Origin of the sequence: Aureitalea marina, from assembly GCF_002943755.1 — a bacterium.
Lineage (GTDB): Bacteria > Bacteroidota > Bacteroidia > Flavobacteriales > Flavobacteriaceae > Aureitalea > Aureitalea marina.
Map to the genome: position 1 here is coordinate 2,532,754 of NZ_MQUB01000001.1, position 17,171 is coordinate 2,549,924.

Sequence of the window (17,171 nt, forward strand, 5' to 3'; positions counted from 1 at the left end):
ATTATTGGCAGGCTATTTTGTCTACCCGTCTTTGATGACGTCCTCCTTCAAATGGAGTATTCAGGAAGGTGTTTACTATATTGATTGCCTGGGGTTGGCTGGTAAATCGTGCGGGAATACTAATGATATTAGCGTCATTGTGTTCTCTGGCCAATTGGGCAATCTCCGCTGTCCAGCAAAGGGCAGCCCTAATTTTCTGGTGTTTGTTGGCTGTCATTGAAACTCCATTACCACTTCCACAGATCAACACACCAAAATCAGCTTGACCAGAGGAGACGGCTTCCGCTACCGGGTGAACAAAGTCGGGGTAATCAACACTATCACTTAGGTCTGTACCTACATTTTGAACCTCGTGTCCTTGTTCTTCAAGAAATTCGACGACAGACATCTTATAATCCGTACCCGCATGGTCATTTCCAATTGCTATTTTCATCAAAGGATTTTAGTTTAATGCAAATATACAATCTTGGCTCCCAACGGGAGAATGATCCTCTTCTAATTCCTTTTTAAAAAACAGTTGATAATTCTGTGAATTGTTGATAACTGAATAGGAAAACTATTCTGTCAAAACTCAATTGTTTTTTCCAATAGAAAAAATGAATAAATCATCCAATTATTCTTTTTGTGATTTATCCTAATTGCATTTTGATGAGAAAGCGCAATTGCTAACATTTTGTTAAAGCCTAGTTATGAAGAATACCAATTGATTCTAACTTATCAACGGTTGTGAATTTCTATTTGGAGTACATTGCTCTACAAGGCATTAAGCAGTGTAGAGTTTGTCGATAAGTCCTAATAATTGATTAAAAATGGAAATTACAAGTCCTTTTCAAAAAACTTATTGCGGTTTTCAACAAGCTATAATAAAGATCATTTTTAATTAAATAATCTTTAGAAATAACTAATTATAATGTTAACTATGTGAATTGTGGAAAAGGTAATCTTAAACTATCTTGAGGTCGGACGCGCTGTTGAGATCGTTCAATATCTCTTTCGTTAATTCAATGTCATTCGGGTGAACCAATAGACGTATACCTCCTACCGCATTTGAGTGAAAAGGAAGAACACCGACCATGGTTGCGTTTTGGAAGACATAGCGGATCTCATTCTGCTGCAGGAGTAATTCCAATACTGCATATTCGCTGGGATAAGTAAAAATCGCAACCAACTGATAGTTCTCCATATCCTAATTTAGTAATAATTATACAGATAACCTTCGGTATTGCTCTAATAGCTGTACTTTTGGGCACAAGACTTAACCTCTATGCCCAAACGAAAAAAGCGCAACAAAAAACAGTGGGGAAATGAAATTACCTCACGGATCACAAGCCTTTTGCGCAGTCGTAGGAACACTCCCCTCAATTATAAGCAGATATCAGCAAGTCTGGGATTGGATGACCCCAGTTCCAGAAATCAGATCATCAAGACCCTGAAGCGATTAGAGCAGAAAGGCGAAATCGTTCAGGTAGATAGAGGAAAGTACACTTTACCAGTCAAAATGAACTATTACACTGGTGTTCTGGATGTCAATTCCAGAGGTCAGGGATATGTAGTGGTGGACGAATTAGAAGAAGACATACTGGTTCAGAAAAAGAACCTGAACAAGGCGCTGCACAAAGACGTGGTAGAAGTATATGTCTTTAAACGTAGAAGACAAGGGAGACAAGAGGGTGAGATCACCAAGATCCTACAGCGTAAGCGGAACGAATTTGTAGGTGTAATTCACTTATCTGATAGGTTTGCCTTTGTGGAATGCTTTGGATACAATATGTACACCGACATTTTTGTTCCGAAAAGCCAGGTAAATAAGGCAAAGGATGGAGATAAAGTATTGGTCAAGATACAAGGTTGGGAGGCACATTCTGAATCGCCAGTGGGTGAAGTGATCAAAGTGCTTGGAAAGGCTGGAGAGCACAATGCCGAGATTCATGCTATCCTGGCTCAATACGGTCTGCCTTATGAGTTTCCCCATGAGGTTGAGCATTATGCAAATTCTCTGGACACGAGTATAAGGGAAGATGAAATTGCCAAAAGGCGGGATATGCGGGAGGTACTGACCTTTACCATAGACCCCAAAGACGCCAAGGATTTTGACGATGCCTTATCTTTTGGAGTGCTTGATGATGGTCATTTCGAGATCGGAATCCACATAGCAGATGTTTCTCATTACTTGAAAGAAGGAACTGTTTTGGACGATGAGGCCTACAATCGAGCCACTTCAGTCTATCTTGTGGACAGGGTGGTTCCCATGCTCCCTGAAGTACTGTCAAACAATGCTTGTAGTCTGAGGCCCCAGGAAGAAAAATATACCTTTTCCGCTATTTTCAAACTAGATTCCAAGGCAAAGATCTTGGATCAATGGTTTGGAAGAACAGCGATATACAGTGATGCTCGGTTTGCTTATGAAGAAGCCCAGCACCTGATAGAGAATCCCAAATCGAACGAAATACCGGCCAAGACATCACTAACCGGGAAAAAATATCAGGTGGATACTTCCATTCAGAAGGCTATACTGGAGATGGACAGATTGGCTAAGATTCTTCGTGCAGATAGAATGAGGCAAGGCGCTATTTCATTCGATAAGATAGAAGTGAAGTTCAAACTGGACGAACAAAATGAACCGGAGGGAATTTACTTCAAGGAAAGCAAGGATGCCAATAAGCTGATCGAAGAGTTTATGTTATTGGCTAACAGAAGAGTTGCTCAGTTTATTGCCAAACAAGATCCACCCAAGACCTTCGTATATCGGGTACACGACGAACCCGACGATGAGAAGATCGCAGCCTTGGAACACATCATAAAACGATTTGGCTACAAACTGAACACCTTGGACAGACAGTCCACATCCAGTTCGTTGAATAAACTTCTCAAGGATGTGCAGGGCAAGAAAGAGCAGAACCTGATCGACACTCTGGCCATTCGCTCCATGAGTAAGGCGATCTATAGTACACAAAACATTGGTCACTACGGTTTGGCTTTCGATTATTACACCCACTTCACCTCCCCTATTCGCCGTTATCCGGATGTGATGGTACATCGCTTACTGCAACATTACTTGGATGGTGGAAAATCGGCCAGCCAGGATGCTTTCGAAGAGAAATGTGGTCACAGCAGCGATATGGAATACCTGGCAGCCAACGCCGAAAGGGATAGTATCAAATATATGCAGGTGAAATATATGCTGGACCATCAGGACGAAGAGTTCCTAGGGGTGATCTCCGGGGTTACGGAATGGGGTATCTATGTGGAGATCATATCCAATAAATGCGAAGGGATGATACGCATGCAGGACATGCAGGACGATTATTATGTATTTGATCGGACTGAGTTCGCCGCTGTAGGAGAGCAAAGCAAGAATACCTACCAGCTGGGGGATGAGGTTTATGTAAGGATGAAAGGAGCCGACCTGTTCAAAAAGCAGATCGATTTTGAGATGTTGGGACACCGGGAAGAATATTTACCACGAGTGTAACGTTTACCAGAAAATCTTGTCTTTGAAGAAAATAAACAGGGATAACATGAAAAAACTTCTATTTGTACTAGCGCTGATCGCCTGTTCTGCCCAGGCCCAAAGGACCATCACCAAAGACGTTGGTGATTTTGACATGCTAAAAGTTTACGATTTGATCGAGATAAATTTGATACAATCGGACGAGAACAGAGTGGTTATCAAAGGACATAATACGGACGATGTACGGGTGATCAATCAGAATGGAAAATTAAAACTTCGCATGGAGATTGATACACGTTTTGACGGAAGCAGGACATTTATCGAGGTTTACTATACGGATATCAAGACCATAGACTCCAATGAAGGGGCAAGAATTGTAGTGAACCAGGTGATCGAACAGGACGAGATCGAACTCAGAGCCCAGGAGGGCGGAATGATTAGGGTTGGCTTGGATGTAGATCGAGCCAACATCAAGGCGGTCACTGGCGGTATCATCGAGGCTAGGGGCCTGGCCAAATCTCAGGAAATTTCCCTGAATACCGGTGGTATATTTGAAGGCATGGATCTAAGGACAAAACGCACCAAGATCGGTATCATGGCCGCAGGAGAGGCTGAGGTGAATGCCTCTGATCTTGTAGACCTGAAGATCACAGCTGGAGGAGATATCTACATCTATGGCAACCCCAAGGAGATCGATGAGAAGCGATTTGCTGGTGGCCGGGTTAAGGTCATGAACTAGACGGGTTTAATGATATTTGTCTCCATTCAAGACTAAAGTAATTCGTACTTTTACTTGAATGTTCGATGGCTTAATATATGCAGCTTTATACGGGTTCCTACTAGCTTTCGCTATAGGACCTGTTTTTTTTACCCTGATGGAGACCAGCATCACCAAGGGGTTCAAAGCAGGCTTGTTTTTTGACCTTGGAGCCATCTTTGCGGACATCATATTCATTCTTATAGCTTATTTCTCGACCAGCAAGCTCTTGGATCGGGTTAAGGATGATCCCGGCCTGCTAATTTTTGGGGAGTTGTGCTGATCGCCTATGGTGTTATATCTTACATTCGCACCTCCAAATCCTTTATTAAGATTGTTCGGGAGCATTATGCCGTAAAGGTGAAAAAGAACCTGGGAGGCCTGTTCCTCAAAGGTTTTCTGCTCAATTTTGTCAACTTTGGAGTACTTGCAGGATGGATTGGCACCATCATCATGGCCAATGCCTTGACCACTTCGGAGAACGGGGTGTTTCTCTTTTTACTAACGGTTCTGGTGGTGTTCTTTTTAACAGACCTGATCAAGATCTCATTGGCCAAAAAACTAAAGAACAGAATGACCCCTCGATTTATCATTCGCACCAAGAAGTGGGTCAGTATACTGATCGTGGGCTTCGGTGTGTTATTGTTGATTGAAGGTATTTTTCCCAGCCAGGTCCAAAAAGGCTTGGACCGTATTCCCAAGGTAAACCCAACCTTTGAACAAGCAGAATAAAAAAACCCCCATTACAATGGAGGTTCTTTTGAGGCATCGAGCGGATTCGAACCGCTGTACAAGCTTTTGCAGAGCTCTGCCTAGCCACTCGGCCACGATGCCTTGAGGAGGGCAAATATAAAAAGTTTTGGCCTTAAATGCCCTAATTCGGGCTTTTTTAGCGCTTAGCCTTCATGCTTACGCTTACATCTTCCACATCTCCGCCAATGGGAGGATTCATTTTAGACACTCTCACCTTAACATCGCTAACCAGAGGAATCTGCTCGAAGATGGAGTTGATGATACGCTGACCCACGTGTTCCAGTAATTTGGACCGGATAGCCATTTCCTCTTTGACGATCTTATTCAAGTGAACATAGTCTACCGTTTCGGAGAGTTTGTCCGATTGGGCCGCACGGCTCAAATTAGCTTTTACGGTGAGGTTGACCAGATAATCACTACCGATCTTTTCCTCTTCCGTCATACAGCCGTGGTTGGCAAATATTCTTATGTTTTTCAGCTTGATGCTGCTCATGTAAAAACTTTTCGCAAAGATACTTTTTTAGCGCGTTTTGGTATCTTTGTTGCCTTATTTATTAGCCATGAGCGAGACTAGGGAATCACTTAATTTTATAGAACATATCATCGAGGATGATCTTGCAGGAGACTACGTGCACGATCAATTGTGTTTTCGATTTCCACCTGAACCCAATGGCTATCTTCATATTGGTCACGCCTCTTCCATTTGTTTGAATTTTGGTCTGGGTCTGAAATACGACGCGCCGGTCAATCTCCGTTTTGACGACACCAATCCTACCAAGGAAGAACAAGAATTTGTAGACGCCATCAAGAAGGACGTGGCCTGGCTAGGGTATGAATGGGCGAATGAGTGTTATGCATCCGATTATTTTCAGCAGCTATATGATTGGGCGGTTCAATTGATCAAGGACGGCAACGCCTATGTGGACTCTCAATCTTCTGAAGAGATCGCAACACAAAAAGGGACACCTTCCGAGCCGGGTCAGGCAAGTCCTTATCGCGACCGTTCTGTAGAGGAGAACCTTGAACTCTTTGAGCAAATGAAAAACGGTGACACCCCAGAGGGACAGCACGTCTTAAGGGCAAAGATAGATATGGCCTCTCCTAATATGTTGATGAGAGACCCAGTAATGTATAGGGTGCTTCACAAGCACCATCACCGCACAGGGACAGACTGGAAGATCTTTCCGATGTACGACTGGACCCATGGTGAAAGCGATTATATAGAGCAAGTGTCTCATTCCCTTTGTACCCTCGAATTCCAGCCGCACAGGGAACTCTATGATTGGTTTTTAGATCAGGTGCATCAACCAGCTAAACTCAGACCGAAGCAGCGCGAATTCGCAAGAAGGAACCTAAGCCATACCGTTGTTAGTAAGAGAAAACTAGCTCGTTTGGTGGAGGAAGGAATTGTCAATGGTTGGGACGATCCACGGATGCCGACCATCTCCGGACTCAGGAGGCGTGGTTATACCGCTACAGCAATAAGGAACTTTGCCGACAGCATAGGCGTGGGTAAAAGAGAGAACCTAATCGATGTATCCCACCTGGAGTTTTGTGCACGTGAGGACCTTAACAAGACATCGCCTCGAGTGATGACGGTCTTAGATCCGCTGAAGGTGGTAATTACGAATTATCCGGAAGGACAAGAGGAATTTTTGATCTCTGAGAACAATCCGGAGGACGCTTCAGCAGGAGAGCGAGAAGTGCCCTTTTCCAGGGAGATCTACATTGAACGTGCCGACTTTCGAGAGGAAGCAAACCGCAAGTTCTTCCGTCTAAAATTGGGTCATGAGGTCCGTCTTAAAAATGCCTACATCATAAAGGCCGAAAAAGCCATCAAGGATGAGGATGGAAATATTCTGGAGGTTCATTGTACCTACGATGAGGATAGCAAAAGCGGAAGCGGCACCGAAGCCTCTTTGCGGAAAGTCAAAGGAACCTTGCATTGGGTTTCGGCATCACACGCACTGCCCGTGGAGGTCAGGCTTTACGACCGCTTGTTTTCGGAGGCTGCACCGGATGCGGACAAAGACAAGGACTTTTTAGAATTTGTAAACCCAAATTCTCTTGAAGTTGTTACGGCTTTCGCAGAGCCGAGCTTAAAGGATGCTAAGGCCGGAGACCGATTCCAGTTTCAGCGCCTGGGGTACTTTGTGGTTGATCCCGATTCAAAACCAGAAAAAATTGTGTTCAATCGGACTGTCGGCCTGCGAGACACCTGGGCCAAATTAACCTCTTAATCCCCGAGTCCTGTTTTGGGCCGGAGATCAAAATCTTCACCATCATTAACAAACCGTTGTTTTACCTGGAATTCGGGGTTAAAAACGCTTTTTGACGGATCCCATTCCAGGAAACGGATATTGGTCAGTTCTGCAAAACTGTGGATGAAGTCATCCAACAGATAAGGCCTGTCCTGCCAACTGGGATTAATTGATGAACTTGGCGACCAAACCAGAAATGGCACCTGGTACATAGGGGAAGTGGCCCAATATTCATTATGCCCGGCCATCTCCATGGTGTCATAGACTTCGTCCCCGTGGTCGGAAAGATAGAGCAACGACCGCTTTTCAGCTCGTGCATCAAGGAATTGGATCATGCTGTCGATTATCATGTCGTTATAGAGTACAGCGTTGTCATATTCATTGATTTCGCGACTGGCGTCCTCGGACTTGAATTTGGAGGGATAATCTTGTCCTTGGAAGACGCTGAATTCCTTTGGATAGCGTTTGTAGTACCTAGCATGGGTGCCGATCAAATGGACAAAAATGATCTTCCTTTCTGCCGGATCACTAAGCGCCTCTTGAAATGGCTTAAATAATGCTTCGTCATAAACAGTATACTGGTATCCATTGGTAGACAAGTATTTTTTTTCATCTGCAGCACTTCCAATGATAGTAGAAATACTTTCATGCAAACCAACTGGTTGTTGATTGGATACCCAAAAGGTCTTATAGCCAGCCTGATTGGCTAACTGAACCACCGAACCGTTGACGGCTGGCTTAGGGTCAGAGTTACAGGCCATTGTTAGAATTTTCTCCAAGGCCAATAAGGTGTGGACATGTGGCGTGATGATATCGTTGAACGCCAATAGTCCTGCTCTCTTGTTGAGTAAAGGATTGGTTTGCCGGCCATATCCATACAGCTGCATATGCCAGCTTGAGGTAGATTCTCCGATAACGATAACATGAGTTTGTTTTGTCGAATCGGCCACCACCTCATCGAAGGCAGTGGAAAGCGGTTTGGCCAGAGCATCACTTAAGTTCTGTCTGACTTGCTGAAACTCTTTATAGGCGCTAATCGACGTCAGGGCAATATTCTCATTGGCATACCGCTTTTTGATTGTCCATGCAGAGCCGAGGATAAGGACTGTTACTAACACCAATAGCAAGACAGGCTGTTTTTGCCGTAAGGAGCCCCTCAAACGAGCAAATCCTCGGTTGGTAAAGGCGATGAACAGGCTGGCAACGAAAGGAATGGCCAAAATCACCACTAATAGCAATAATGGGCCATTGATATAAGCTGTGACAAAATCACCCACTTCTTCCGTGTTCGTTTCGAAGATCACAAATAGGGCGGAAGCACTATAGCGTGTCTGATAGAGCAAGTAAAAGCCCATCTTCAAACAGGCACTGAGACTACAAAAACCTAAAACTAACGGCAGTAAGTGTCGTCGGGCGCGGACAGGAAATAGGACCAGCAACCCATATCCTATACTGGATAGTAGAAAGAATGCAATGACCTCTCTGGAGTATTCTAACCAATGCGTGATCAGGAAGACACCAGAGGCGGAAACAATGAGAAAGGGAAGGTAAACCAATAAGGCCAGCGGCCATAGTCTATCAAAGCTCTGGCGTATGTTTTGAACCATGCTCACATAGGCAAAAGTAGCAATCCGATAGGGATATCAAAAAAGCCCTTCCGAAGAAGGGCTATCATTAAAATTCGACATCATCGAGATTATCGGAATCGCTTTTCTTGCTTTTCCTGGTGTTTTGTTTTTTCATCTCCTCCCCTATCTGGTTGCTGGCTACAAAGGACGCGATCATGTCGTTCAGCATGTCGCTTCCAGCTTGTGGGCTGTTAGGTAAGAGAATGAGATTGGTGTTGGTTTCCTCGCCTATGGATTGCAGCGTGTCGTAGTGCTGTGTGACTACGATCAGAGCGGAGGCTTCCTGGGAATTGATCCCTACATTGTTTAGGACTTCTACACTCTCCTCTAGTCCGCGAGCGATCTCGCGCCGTTGATCTGCTATACCTTGTCCCTGCAAGCGTTTGCTCTCTGCCTCTGCTCTAGCCTTGGCTACGATCTTGATTCGTTCAGCCTCGGCCTCATATTCGGCGGCAACCTTTTCCCGTTCTGCGGCATTGATCCTATTCATGGCTGCTTTTACTTGTACATCGGGATCGATGTCAGTCACCAGCGTCTTAATAATGTCGTATCCGTAATCGACCATGGCGTCGTTCAGCTCTGCTTTAACTGCTATGGCGATATCGTCCTTGCGTTCAAAGACATCGTCCAGTTTCATCTTTGGGACCTCCGCCCTTACAACATCAAAAACATAAGAAGTGATCTGATCCTGTGGAGACTGAAGCTTGTAGAAGGCGTCATACACCTTCAAGGGAATGACCTGGAACTGAACAGAGATCTTAAGCCGTACGAATACATCGTCCTTGGTCTTGGTCTCTACCAGTACATCCAATTGCTGGATTTTTAGACTCAAACGCCCTGCAATTCTTTGAACTACGGGAATTTTTAGCTGTAATCCAGAGTTTCGGATACTACTGAATTTACCGAAGGTTTCAATAACAACGGCGGTCTGCTGTTTCACAATAAAGAATGCGCCCAGTAACAGGAAAAATCCTAGCAGTGCGACCGGGACCCAATAAAAAACTTGTGTCATGAGAGAAAATTTAAATAAAGTTGATGCGTTCCTATTTCTAGATATCAAAATAGGATTATTTTTAGCGCTTTGCCACGATTATATGATTAGTCTACTAAAAACCACAATTGTTACTTGCTTGATGTTCAGCACGGTGTTGGTCTATGGCCAATACCGGGACAACGAGTACAGTTATTTGGGGGTATCTGGAGGTGTTTCCCTTTTCGACATCAACACTTCCGATCTAGCCACTAAGCAGGGAACATCATTTGTGGGAACTCTTTCCAACAGAGGGGCTTTTTACAACGCCTTCGATCTGGTTTGGGAAATTGGATTTGTTCAGAGCAAGATCGATATTCTGGCCAATTCGGCTTCGGGTAATGGAGAGGAATACGTCGGCTATAACATGCAGTCCGGACAAGTTAAACTCTTGGGAAGTTACAATATCATCTTGGAGCGTTTGTCGCTGGAGTTTGGGCCTGTGCTTAACCTGAACGGCAAGCTGAATCTAGATGAGGATGACCAGAAGAATCTGGTCATTGCCGGTTATAACAACATGACCGCAGAGGACATTCGGGATATTACTAATGTCAATTTCAGATTGCAGGCTGGAATTACGGGAGGGATACGTCATGTACGGTTAAGCGCACAATATCAATACGGCGTGACCAACATGCTAAACAATCTGAATGATGACGGATTGGAAGTGGATAACCTGAAAGGAAATAGCTCCACCATTTTACTTATGGCCGTGGTCTATTTTTAAGAAAGGGTGGAGACGGCAAAATTTATTCGCCTGACCGTTTCTTCTCTGCCCAGAACTTCTGCTATATCGAACACGTCCGGACCCTTCATTGCGCCAACCAAAGATAAGCGCAAAGGCATCATAACCTTACCAAAACCTATTCCCTGTTCACCTATCCAGGGTTTTATTACATCGCTAAGATTCTGGGCATCAAATGGTTCTGTAGTGTTGATAAGTTCGACGACAGAATTCATAATGTCTTGGGTGTCCTCTTTAAATGCCTTTTTTGACGCCTTTTCATCAAAATCTTTTGGTGGCGTAAAAAAGAAGTTGCCCTGGTCATAAAGCTCGTCTACAAAGCTGGCTCTTCCTTTGACCAGAGGGATTACCTTGGAGAGCTCAACATCCGTGGTTATTCCTTTGTCCTTTAATACATTTTCCAGCTGTGCGACCAGCTGCTCATTGTCAAGCAATTGAAAATAATGATGTTGAAACCATTTTGTCTTCTCCGGATCAAATTTAGCCCCAGCTTTGTTCACCCGCTCCAATTTGAACTCCTGGGTTAACTCTTCCAAACTGAATATCTCCTGTTCTGTACCGGGATTCCAGCCCAATAAGGCAAGCATGTTGACCACAGCTTCCGGCAGGTAACCAGCTTCTCTATATCCTGAAGACAAATCTCCATCCTCAGATATCCAGTCCAACGGAAATACCGGGAAGCCCATCTTGTCTCCATCTCTTTTGCTTAGCTTTCCTTTGCCTACCGGCTTCATGATCAGAGGTAAATGAGCAAATTCTGGACTTTTCCAACCAAAGGCTTCGTAAAGCAGAACGTGCAGGGCAAGTGAAGGCAACCACTCCTCTCCTCTGATCACATGTGAGATCTGCATGAGGTGATCGTCTACGATATTGGCCAGGTGATAGGTAGGCATACCATCACTTTTAAACAAGATCTTGTCGTCCAGAAGTTTGGTATTTACAGACATCTTACCCCTTACCTGATCACTTAGCTGCAAGTCTTCAGTAAGCGGCATTTTAAACCTCACAACATAAGGCGTTCCCTGCTCCAACAGTGTAGTGACCTCTTGAGTGTCCATAGAAAGTGAATTCTTTAATGAGCCCCGGCTCTCCCAATTATAAATAAAAGTCTTTCCTTCAGCTTCTAATTCTTTGCGTATCTGATTCAGCTGGTCTGGAGTGTCGAAGGCGTAATAAGCCTTTCCTTCATCCAACAGTTTTGTAGCATATTGCCGGTACATCTCTTTCCGCTCGCTTTGTCTGTAGGGCCCAAAGCCAGCTTCCTTTGAAGGGCTTTCATCGAAGGGAATATTTAGCCAATCAAGGGCTTCGATGATATAATCCTCTGCACCCGCCACATAGCGGTTCTGATCGGTATCCTCTATCCTTAGGATAAACGACCCTCCATGCTTTTTCGCAAAAAGGTAATTGAACAATGCTGTGCGAACGCCGCCTATGTGAAGCGGCCCTGTTGGGCTTGGCGCAAAACGTACTCGAACGGGAAGGTCCATAAACAAAGAATTTCGGGCGCCAAAGATACGATTCTAAGGCCGCATTTCCATCGGTATACGCTTGTTCATTATGGCGTACCAAAGCGGGGGAAATAAGCTCAACACCATGGAGGTAGGATAACCATAAGGCATTTGCGGACTGACCTCGTGATATTCCAGCAATTGGTATTTCTTGTGGGCCCGGTAATGATGATCGCTGTGCCTGGTCAGTTCGTACAGCATCACCCGTCCTAGAACGTGATTGGAATTCCAGGAGTGAACCTCTCTTACTCGCTCATAGCGCCCACTGGGAAGTTTCTTGCGGCTAAGGCCATAGTGTTCGATGTAATTGATGGTTTCCAGGAGAATTGCACTGGATACCCCAATCAGAACCGCGATCAGGAGGGCGGTTTCCCCGAACATCAGAAAGACTGCTAAAAGGTAAAGCCCCTGGATGATCAAATACCAGAGCATGTCGTTCTTCATAGAAATAAAGCCTAGTCCATCCCGTTTAAGGAGGTCCAGTTGGATCCTCCAGGCACTGAGGTATTGCCTGCTGATCGACGTGAACCAAAAAGAGTAAACGCTCTGATTGTAACGAGCACTTGCCGGATCTTCCCTGGTGGCCGCGTGCAGATGATGTCCGTAGTTATGTTCAATGTAGAAGTGCATATATAGAGAGGGGATAAGCAAAATTTTACCCAAGGTCCGCTCCCAGGAAGTTTTCCGATGACCCAGCTCGTGTGCCACATTGATACCATTTGACCCAAGTGCGATCCCAACGGAAAATGTAAGTCCTATCAACTCGGAGGTGCTATATCCAGCCCAGCTGATACTCCAGAGGTACCAACCGACCAAGCCAAAGACTATCGGTAAATTCAAATAGAGCAGCCAATCGAAAAACTTGCTTACTGCCTTTTGTTCCTGCTCCTTATCTTCGAGATTGTCGCTGTCAATGGGCATCAGTGTCTCTATTATGGGCACGAGCACAAAGGCATAGACGGGTGTTAGATAAGCCCAGGGTCCTTTTAATAAAAGCCCTATTACAACAGTCAAAGGGAGTGTATAGGCGGTCAGGTACTTAAGATCAGTGTTACGCATAAGGTTTGTCGGGTAAAGCGTTATATATTTTCTAACATTATGCCCTTCATTTATGTTGTACTTTAGGGCATGGAATAGGATGTAGAGCTATGAGTTCGTATGACCAGGTCCAGCTCAAGCTGGAACAATTTATAAAAAAATACTATGTCAACTCCTTGCTTCGAGGAGTGATTCTTTTTGCAGCCATTGGTTTGCTTTACCTAATCGTTACGCTGCTAGTAGAACACTGGCTATGGCTGGATGTAGGTGGCCGAACCGTTTTGTTCTGGGTGTTTGTGGCGGTAGAATTTGGCCTCTTTGTCCGCTTGATCCTGTATCCGCTGCTTCAATTGTTCAGCCTTAGAAGGGGGATTGAACAGGAAGAAGCTGCTAGGTTGATAGGGAGCCACTTTCCAGAGGTCAGCGATAAGCTTCTGAATGTCATTCAGCTTAAACAAGAATCTGTAGAGTCTGAACTGCTTCTAGCGAGCATAGACCAAAAGGCAGCCCAATTACGACCGATTCCGTTTAAAAAGGCTATCGATCTAAGTGCCAACATTCACTATACCAAGTATTTGGCATTACCACTTGCCATTGTCGCTGTAGTGGCTCTCTTAGGTCAGTTAAACATCTTCTCGGACAGTTATGAGCGCGTACTCAATTACGATGTAGCTTACGAACCGCCTGCTCCCTTCAGTTTTGTGCTGCTCAATGAGGATCTGACCGCCCTTGAGAATAGAAATTTTACGATCAGGGCCCGGACGGAGGGAAGTGTTATCCCTGAGGATGTTAGGATAGTGTTTGGTGGAGAACAGTATGTTATGATAGAGAATGCTCCAGGCATCTACGAGTTCACTTTTCTGCAACCATCAAACCCGATCGAGTTTCAGTTGACGGCCTCTGGCGTCAGTTCGTTATCCTATCTGCTCAATGTAGTGAAGACCCCGTCAATACTTGGGTTCAGCATGAACTTAGACTATCCCGATTACACAGGAAAAAGAGACGAGAACTTAAGCAGTACGGGTAATGCTTCAGTACCTGAAGGAACCAGAATTAACTGGGAGATCAACACCCGGAATACTGAGAAGATTCAGCTGATCTTTCCTGACACAAGTGTGGTTTTTAAACGCGACGAGGCGAAGTTCATAGCAGAAAAGACTGTATATCGTTCTGCCGATTACTCTCTAAGCACATCAAATGAAGAATTGACGGACTTTGAACGGCTAGCCTTCAGCTTGAATGTGGTCAGGGATCAGTACCCTGAAATAGAAGTGCAGACACGTCAGGACAGCATGGACAGTCAGCTGGTCTATCATTTGGGTCAGGTAAGTGATGACTATGGATTGACCGCTCTAAAGCTGATCTATTATCCTTCTGGAGAACCCAATCGGGCGGATAATCGTTCTATTCCTGTCGCGGAAACCAGTTTTGATCAGTTTGTTTATCTATTTCCAGGCGACTTGCCATTGGAGGCGGGCACTGCTTATGAATACTACTTTGAGGTAACTGACAATGACCGGATCAATCGATTTAAATCTACCAGGTCTGATGTGTATTCGTTCAGGAAGCTGACAGAAGATGAACTGAAACAGGAACAATTAGAAAGTCAACAACAGAATATAGAGGGACTGGATCGGTCCTTGGAAGAATTAAAGGATCAGGAGAAGACCTTGGAGGAATTGTCCAAAATACAAAAGGAGAAGGATAATTTGAATTGGAATGACCGCCAAAAGCTGCAGCAGTATTTGCAGCGACAGCAGGCCCAAGAGCAGATGATGAAGAACTTTTCCAAGGAATTGAAGGAGGACCTACAGGAGTTTAACCCCGATCAACAGAGCGATCCATTCAAACAGGAATTGGAAGAACGCTTGGAGGAGAACGAAAAACGCTTGGAGGAGAACGAAGATTTGCTGAAAGAACTGGAGAGACTGCAAGACAAGATCCAGAAGGAAGAGCTAACAGAGAAACTGGAGCAACTGGCCAAACGGAATAAGAATCAAGAAAAGAACCTGGAGCAATTGGTAGAATTGACCAAACGGTATTACGTGGCCAAAAAGGCAGAGAAGTTAGCCGAGGACATTATGAAGCTGGGGCAAGAGCAGGAGAAGTTAGGAGAAGAGGACCCATCTGATAACACCTTGGAGAAGCAAGAAGAGCTCAACGATCAGTTTGAGGAATACATGGAGCAGATGGAGGAGTTGAGAAAAGAAAATGAAGCCCTGAAATCTCCTATGGAGGTAGGGGAGGATAAGACGGGCGAGAAAGTAGTGGAGCAAGAGCAACAAAAGGCTACAGAACAACTTCAGCAGCAGAATCCACAATCTGCCTCACCTAGTCAGAAGAAGGCGGGCCAGCGCATGCAGCAAATGGGAAGCCAAATGCAGATGCAGATGATGGGCGGACAGATGGAGACCATAGAGGAGGACATTGAGATGTTGAGACAGATCTTGGACAACTTGATCGTTTTTTCCTTTGAGCAGGAGTCTCTTATGGAGGAATTCAAGACCATTGAATACGGGAATGCCGTGTTTGGTAAAAAGCTAAACGCACAAAATGACTTAAAGCAAAATTTCCAGCATGTAGACGACAGTTTATTTGCGCTTTCTTTACGTCAACCGATGATCGCGGAGCCGGTAACAGAAGCCATAACGGAGGTTCAGTTCAATATGGACAAGGCTTTGGAGCGACTGGCAGAGAATGAGTTGAGACAGGGAATCGGTAGCCAACAGTACACCGTTACAGGCGCTAACCAGTTGGCAATTATGTTGAGTGAATTGCTAAACAGCATGCAGAATCAAGCGAATGCCATGGGAATGGGCCAGGGCCAGGGTCAAAGCCAAGGTCAAGGTTTTCAACTTCCGGACATCATCAAGAAACAGGAGAGTCTGAATCAACAGATGCAAGAAGGCACGGAGAAGGGAGAACAACAGGGCCAGGGACAAGAAGGTGAGTCTGGACAGGAAGGAAAACAAGGCCAGGAGGGAGAAGGTCAACAAGGAAGTGAAGGTCAGAATGGAAGTGAGGGACAAAACGGTAAAGAGGGCCAGGATGGTAATGGCGGCGATAGCGAAGGATTGAACGGAGAATTGTACGAGATCTATAAGCAACAGCAAATGCTGCGATTGGAGCTTGAAGACCGCTTAGGTAAAGAGGGCATCAGCGGTAGGGCAGGAGATCTGCTCAAGGAAATGGAGAACATAGAGCAGCAATTATTAGACAAAGGTTTTGATCAGCGCACATTGGAGCGCATGCTTAATTTAAAATACGAGATGCTGAAGTTGGATGAGGCGGAGTTTGAGCAGGGACAGGAACAGAGAAGGGAAGCGACTACCAATACGGAGGATTTTATCAATACTAGGAGAACAGATCCGAACGAACTCAAGAAATACTTCAATCAGACAGAAATTCTAACCAGGGACCCCTTACCTTTGCGGGAGAAATACAAGAAGCAAGTTAAGCAGTATTTCACCCGGGATAATGATTGAGTACAATTACCAAAAAGAAGACTTTACGTTAGAACATGGCCATGATATCCAGTTTTGGCTGGAAGGTCTTATCCAACAGGAAGCACATTCCCTAGGTGAGGTTTCGTTCGTATTCTGCGATGACGAGTATCTACTAAAGATCAATCAAGATTTTTTAGGTCATGATTATTACACGGATATTATCAGTTTTGATTATGGCCTAGGCAGGCAAGTCAATGGAGAAATTTATGTTTCAATTGACCGTGTTGCGGATAATGCTGAGGATTTGGGCGTAGAATTTACAAACGAATTGCATCGTGTGATGGCCCATGGGATATTGCATTTTTTAGGCTTTAAGGATAAATCCGATTCCGAGGCAAAGGAGATGCGCAAGAAGGAGAATGAAGCCTTAGAGAGCCGTAGTTTTATATAATTAGTTGATAATCAACACAATATCTTGTAATAGGCTGATATTGAATTGATTAGAGTATCTTTGCGCTCACTTATTTGGTGTTCCACGTGAAACAGGCTGC

At 44.7% G+C, this 17,171-nt stretch carries 15 protein-coding genes and 1 tRNA gene; 8 read left to right on the forward strand and 8 right to left on the reverse strand.

Annotated features, from left to right (window positions below):
- Nucleotide 1: 1 nt before the first annotated feature.
- The gene (rpiB, locus tag BST85_RS11585; protein WP_104813396.1) at nucleotides 2–433 is read right to left on the reverse strand and encodes a ribose 5-phosphate isomerase B; all 432 of its coding nucleotides are present in this window, start codon (nucleotides 431–433) and stop codon (nucleotides 2–4) included.
- Nucleotides 434–943: 510 nt separating this feature from the next.
- Complete coding sequence (locus BST85_RS11590; RefSeq protein WP_104813397.1) at nucleotides 944–1,183, reverse strand: hypothetical protein; 240 nt, start codon at nucleotides 1,181–1,183, stop codon at nucleotides 944–946.
- Nucleotides 1,184–1,264: 81 nt separating this feature from the next.
- Between BST85_RS11590 and rnr the strand changes: the two genes are divergently transcribed.
- From rnr to BST85_RS11605, 4 genes are all read left to right on the forward strand, one after another.
- Nucleotides 1,265–3,472 carry a ribonuclease R gene (gene rnr, locus BST85_RS11595; RefSeq protein WP_104813398.1) on the forward strand — a complete coding sequence of 736 codons (2,208 nt, stop codon included), beginning with the start codon at nucleotides 1,265–1,267 and terminating at the stop codon, nucleotides 3,470–3,472.
- A 46-nt stretch (nucleotides 3,473–3,518) separates the two neighbouring features.
- Nucleotides 3,519–4,190 carry a head GIN domain-containing protein gene (locus BST85_RS11600; RefSeq protein WP_104813399.1) on the forward strand — a complete coding sequence of 224 codons (672 nt, stop codon included), beginning with the start codon at nucleotides 3,519–3,521 and terminating at the stop codon, nucleotides 4,188–4,190.
- Nucleotides 4,191–4,326: 136 nt separating this feature from the next.
- Nucleotides 4,327–4,491: a hypothetical protein gene (locus BST85_RS14735; RefSeq protein ID WP_342750430.1), complete on the forward strand. Its 165-nt coding sequence runs from the start codon at nucleotides 4,327–4,329 to the stop codon at nucleotides 4,489–4,491.
- Nucleotides 4,485–4,940 (forward strand): hypothetical protein, encoded by a 456-nt coding sequence (locus tag BST85_RS11605; protein ID WP_342750431.1) that lies wholly within the window; start codon nucleotides 4,485–4,487, stop codon nucleotides 4,938–4,940. Before BST85_RS14735 ends, BST85_RS11605 begins: the two co-directional genes overlap by 7 nt.
- Before the next feature lie 31 nt (nucleotides 4,941–4,971).
- Here the strand turns inward: BST85_RS11605 and BST85_RS11610 are convergent.
- Together BST85_RS11610 and folB are read right to left on the reverse strand one after the other, a co-directional pair.
- Nucleotides 4,972–5,042 (reverse strand) — tRNA-Cys (locus tag BST85_RS11610).
- Nucleotides 5,043–5,097: 55 nt separating this feature from the next.
- Complete coding sequence (folB, locus tag BST85_RS11615) at nucleotides 5,098–5,454, reverse strand: dihydroneopterin aldolase (RefSeq protein ID WP_104813400.1); 357 nt, start codon at nucleotides 5,452–5,454, stop codon at nucleotides 5,098–5,100.
- Between the two features lie 67 nt (nucleotides 5,455–5,521).
- On the opposite strand from folB, the gene BST85_RS11620 reads away from it, so the two are divergent.
- Nucleotides 5,522–7,201 (forward strand): glutamine--tRNA ligase/YqeY domain fusion protein, encoded by a 1,680-nt coding sequence (locus tag BST85_RS11620; protein WP_104813401.1) that lies wholly within the window; start codon nucleotides 5,522–5,524, stop codon nucleotides 7,199–7,201.
- Here BST85_RS11620 and BST85_RS11625 read toward each other — a convergent pair.
- Together BST85_RS11625 and BST85_RS11630 are read right to left on the reverse strand one after the other, a co-directional pair.
- Nucleotides 7,198–8,829: a sulfatase-like hydrolase/transferase gene (locus tag BST85_RS11625; RefSeq protein ID WP_104813402.1), complete on the reverse strand. Its 1,632-nt coding sequence runs from the start codon at nucleotides 8,827–8,829 to the stop codon at nucleotides 7,198–7,200. The genes BST85_RS11620 and BST85_RS11625 overlap by 4 nt on opposite strands.
- Before the next feature lie 67 nt (nucleotides 8,830–8,896).
- Nucleotides 8,897–9,862 carry an SPFH domain-containing protein gene (locus BST85_RS11630; RefSeq protein ID WP_104813403.1) on the reverse strand — a complete coding sequence of 322 codons (966 nt, stop codon included), beginning with the start codon at nucleotides 9,860–9,862 and terminating at the stop codon, nucleotides 8,897–8,899.
- Nucleotides 9,863–9,980: 118 nt separating this feature from the next.
- Between BST85_RS11630 and BST85_RS11635 the strand changes: the two genes are divergently transcribed.
- Nucleotides 9,981–10,607 (forward strand): hypothetical protein, encoded by a 627-nt coding sequence (locus BST85_RS11635; RefSeq protein WP_146090714.1) that lies wholly within the window; start codon nucleotides 9,981–9,983, stop codon nucleotides 10,605–10,607.
- Here the strand turns inward: BST85_RS11635 and gltX are convergent.
- Nucleotides 10,604–12,115, reverse strand: coding sequence for a glutamate--tRNA ligase (gene gltX, locus BST85_RS11640; RefSeq protein WP_104813405.1), 1,512 nt, complete (start codon nucleotides 12,113–12,115; stop codon nucleotides 10,604–10,606). The genes BST85_RS11635 and gltX overlap by 4 nt on opposite strands.
- A gap of 33 nt (nucleotides 12,116–12,148) precedes the next feature.
- Nucleotides 12,149–13,195, reverse strand: a complete 1,047-nt coding sequence (locus BST85_RS11645; protein WP_104813406.1) for an alkane 1-monooxygenase — start codon at nucleotides 13,193–13,195, stop codon at nucleotides 12,149–12,151.
- An 89-nt stretch (nucleotides 13,196–13,284) separates the two neighbouring features.
- On the opposite strand from BST85_RS11645, the gene BST85_RS11650 reads away from it, so the two are divergent.
- Together BST85_RS11650 and ybeY are read left to right on the forward strand one after the other, a co-directional pair.
- On the forward strand, nucleotides 13,285–16,659 hold the full coding sequence (locus tag BST85_RS11650) for a coiled-coil domain-containing protein (RefSeq protein ID WP_104813407.1): 3,375 nt from the start codon (nucleotides 13,285–13,287) through the stop codon (nucleotides 16,657–16,659).
- Entirely contained in the window at nucleotides 16,652–17,071 is a 420-nt protein-coding gene (gene ybeY, locus BST85_RS11655) for an rRNA maturation RNase YbeY (RefSeq protein ID WP_104813408.1), read from the forward strand. Before BST85_RS11650 ends, ybeY begins: the two co-directional genes overlap by 8 nt.
- Nucleotides 17,072–17,171: the final 100 nt, after the last annotated feature.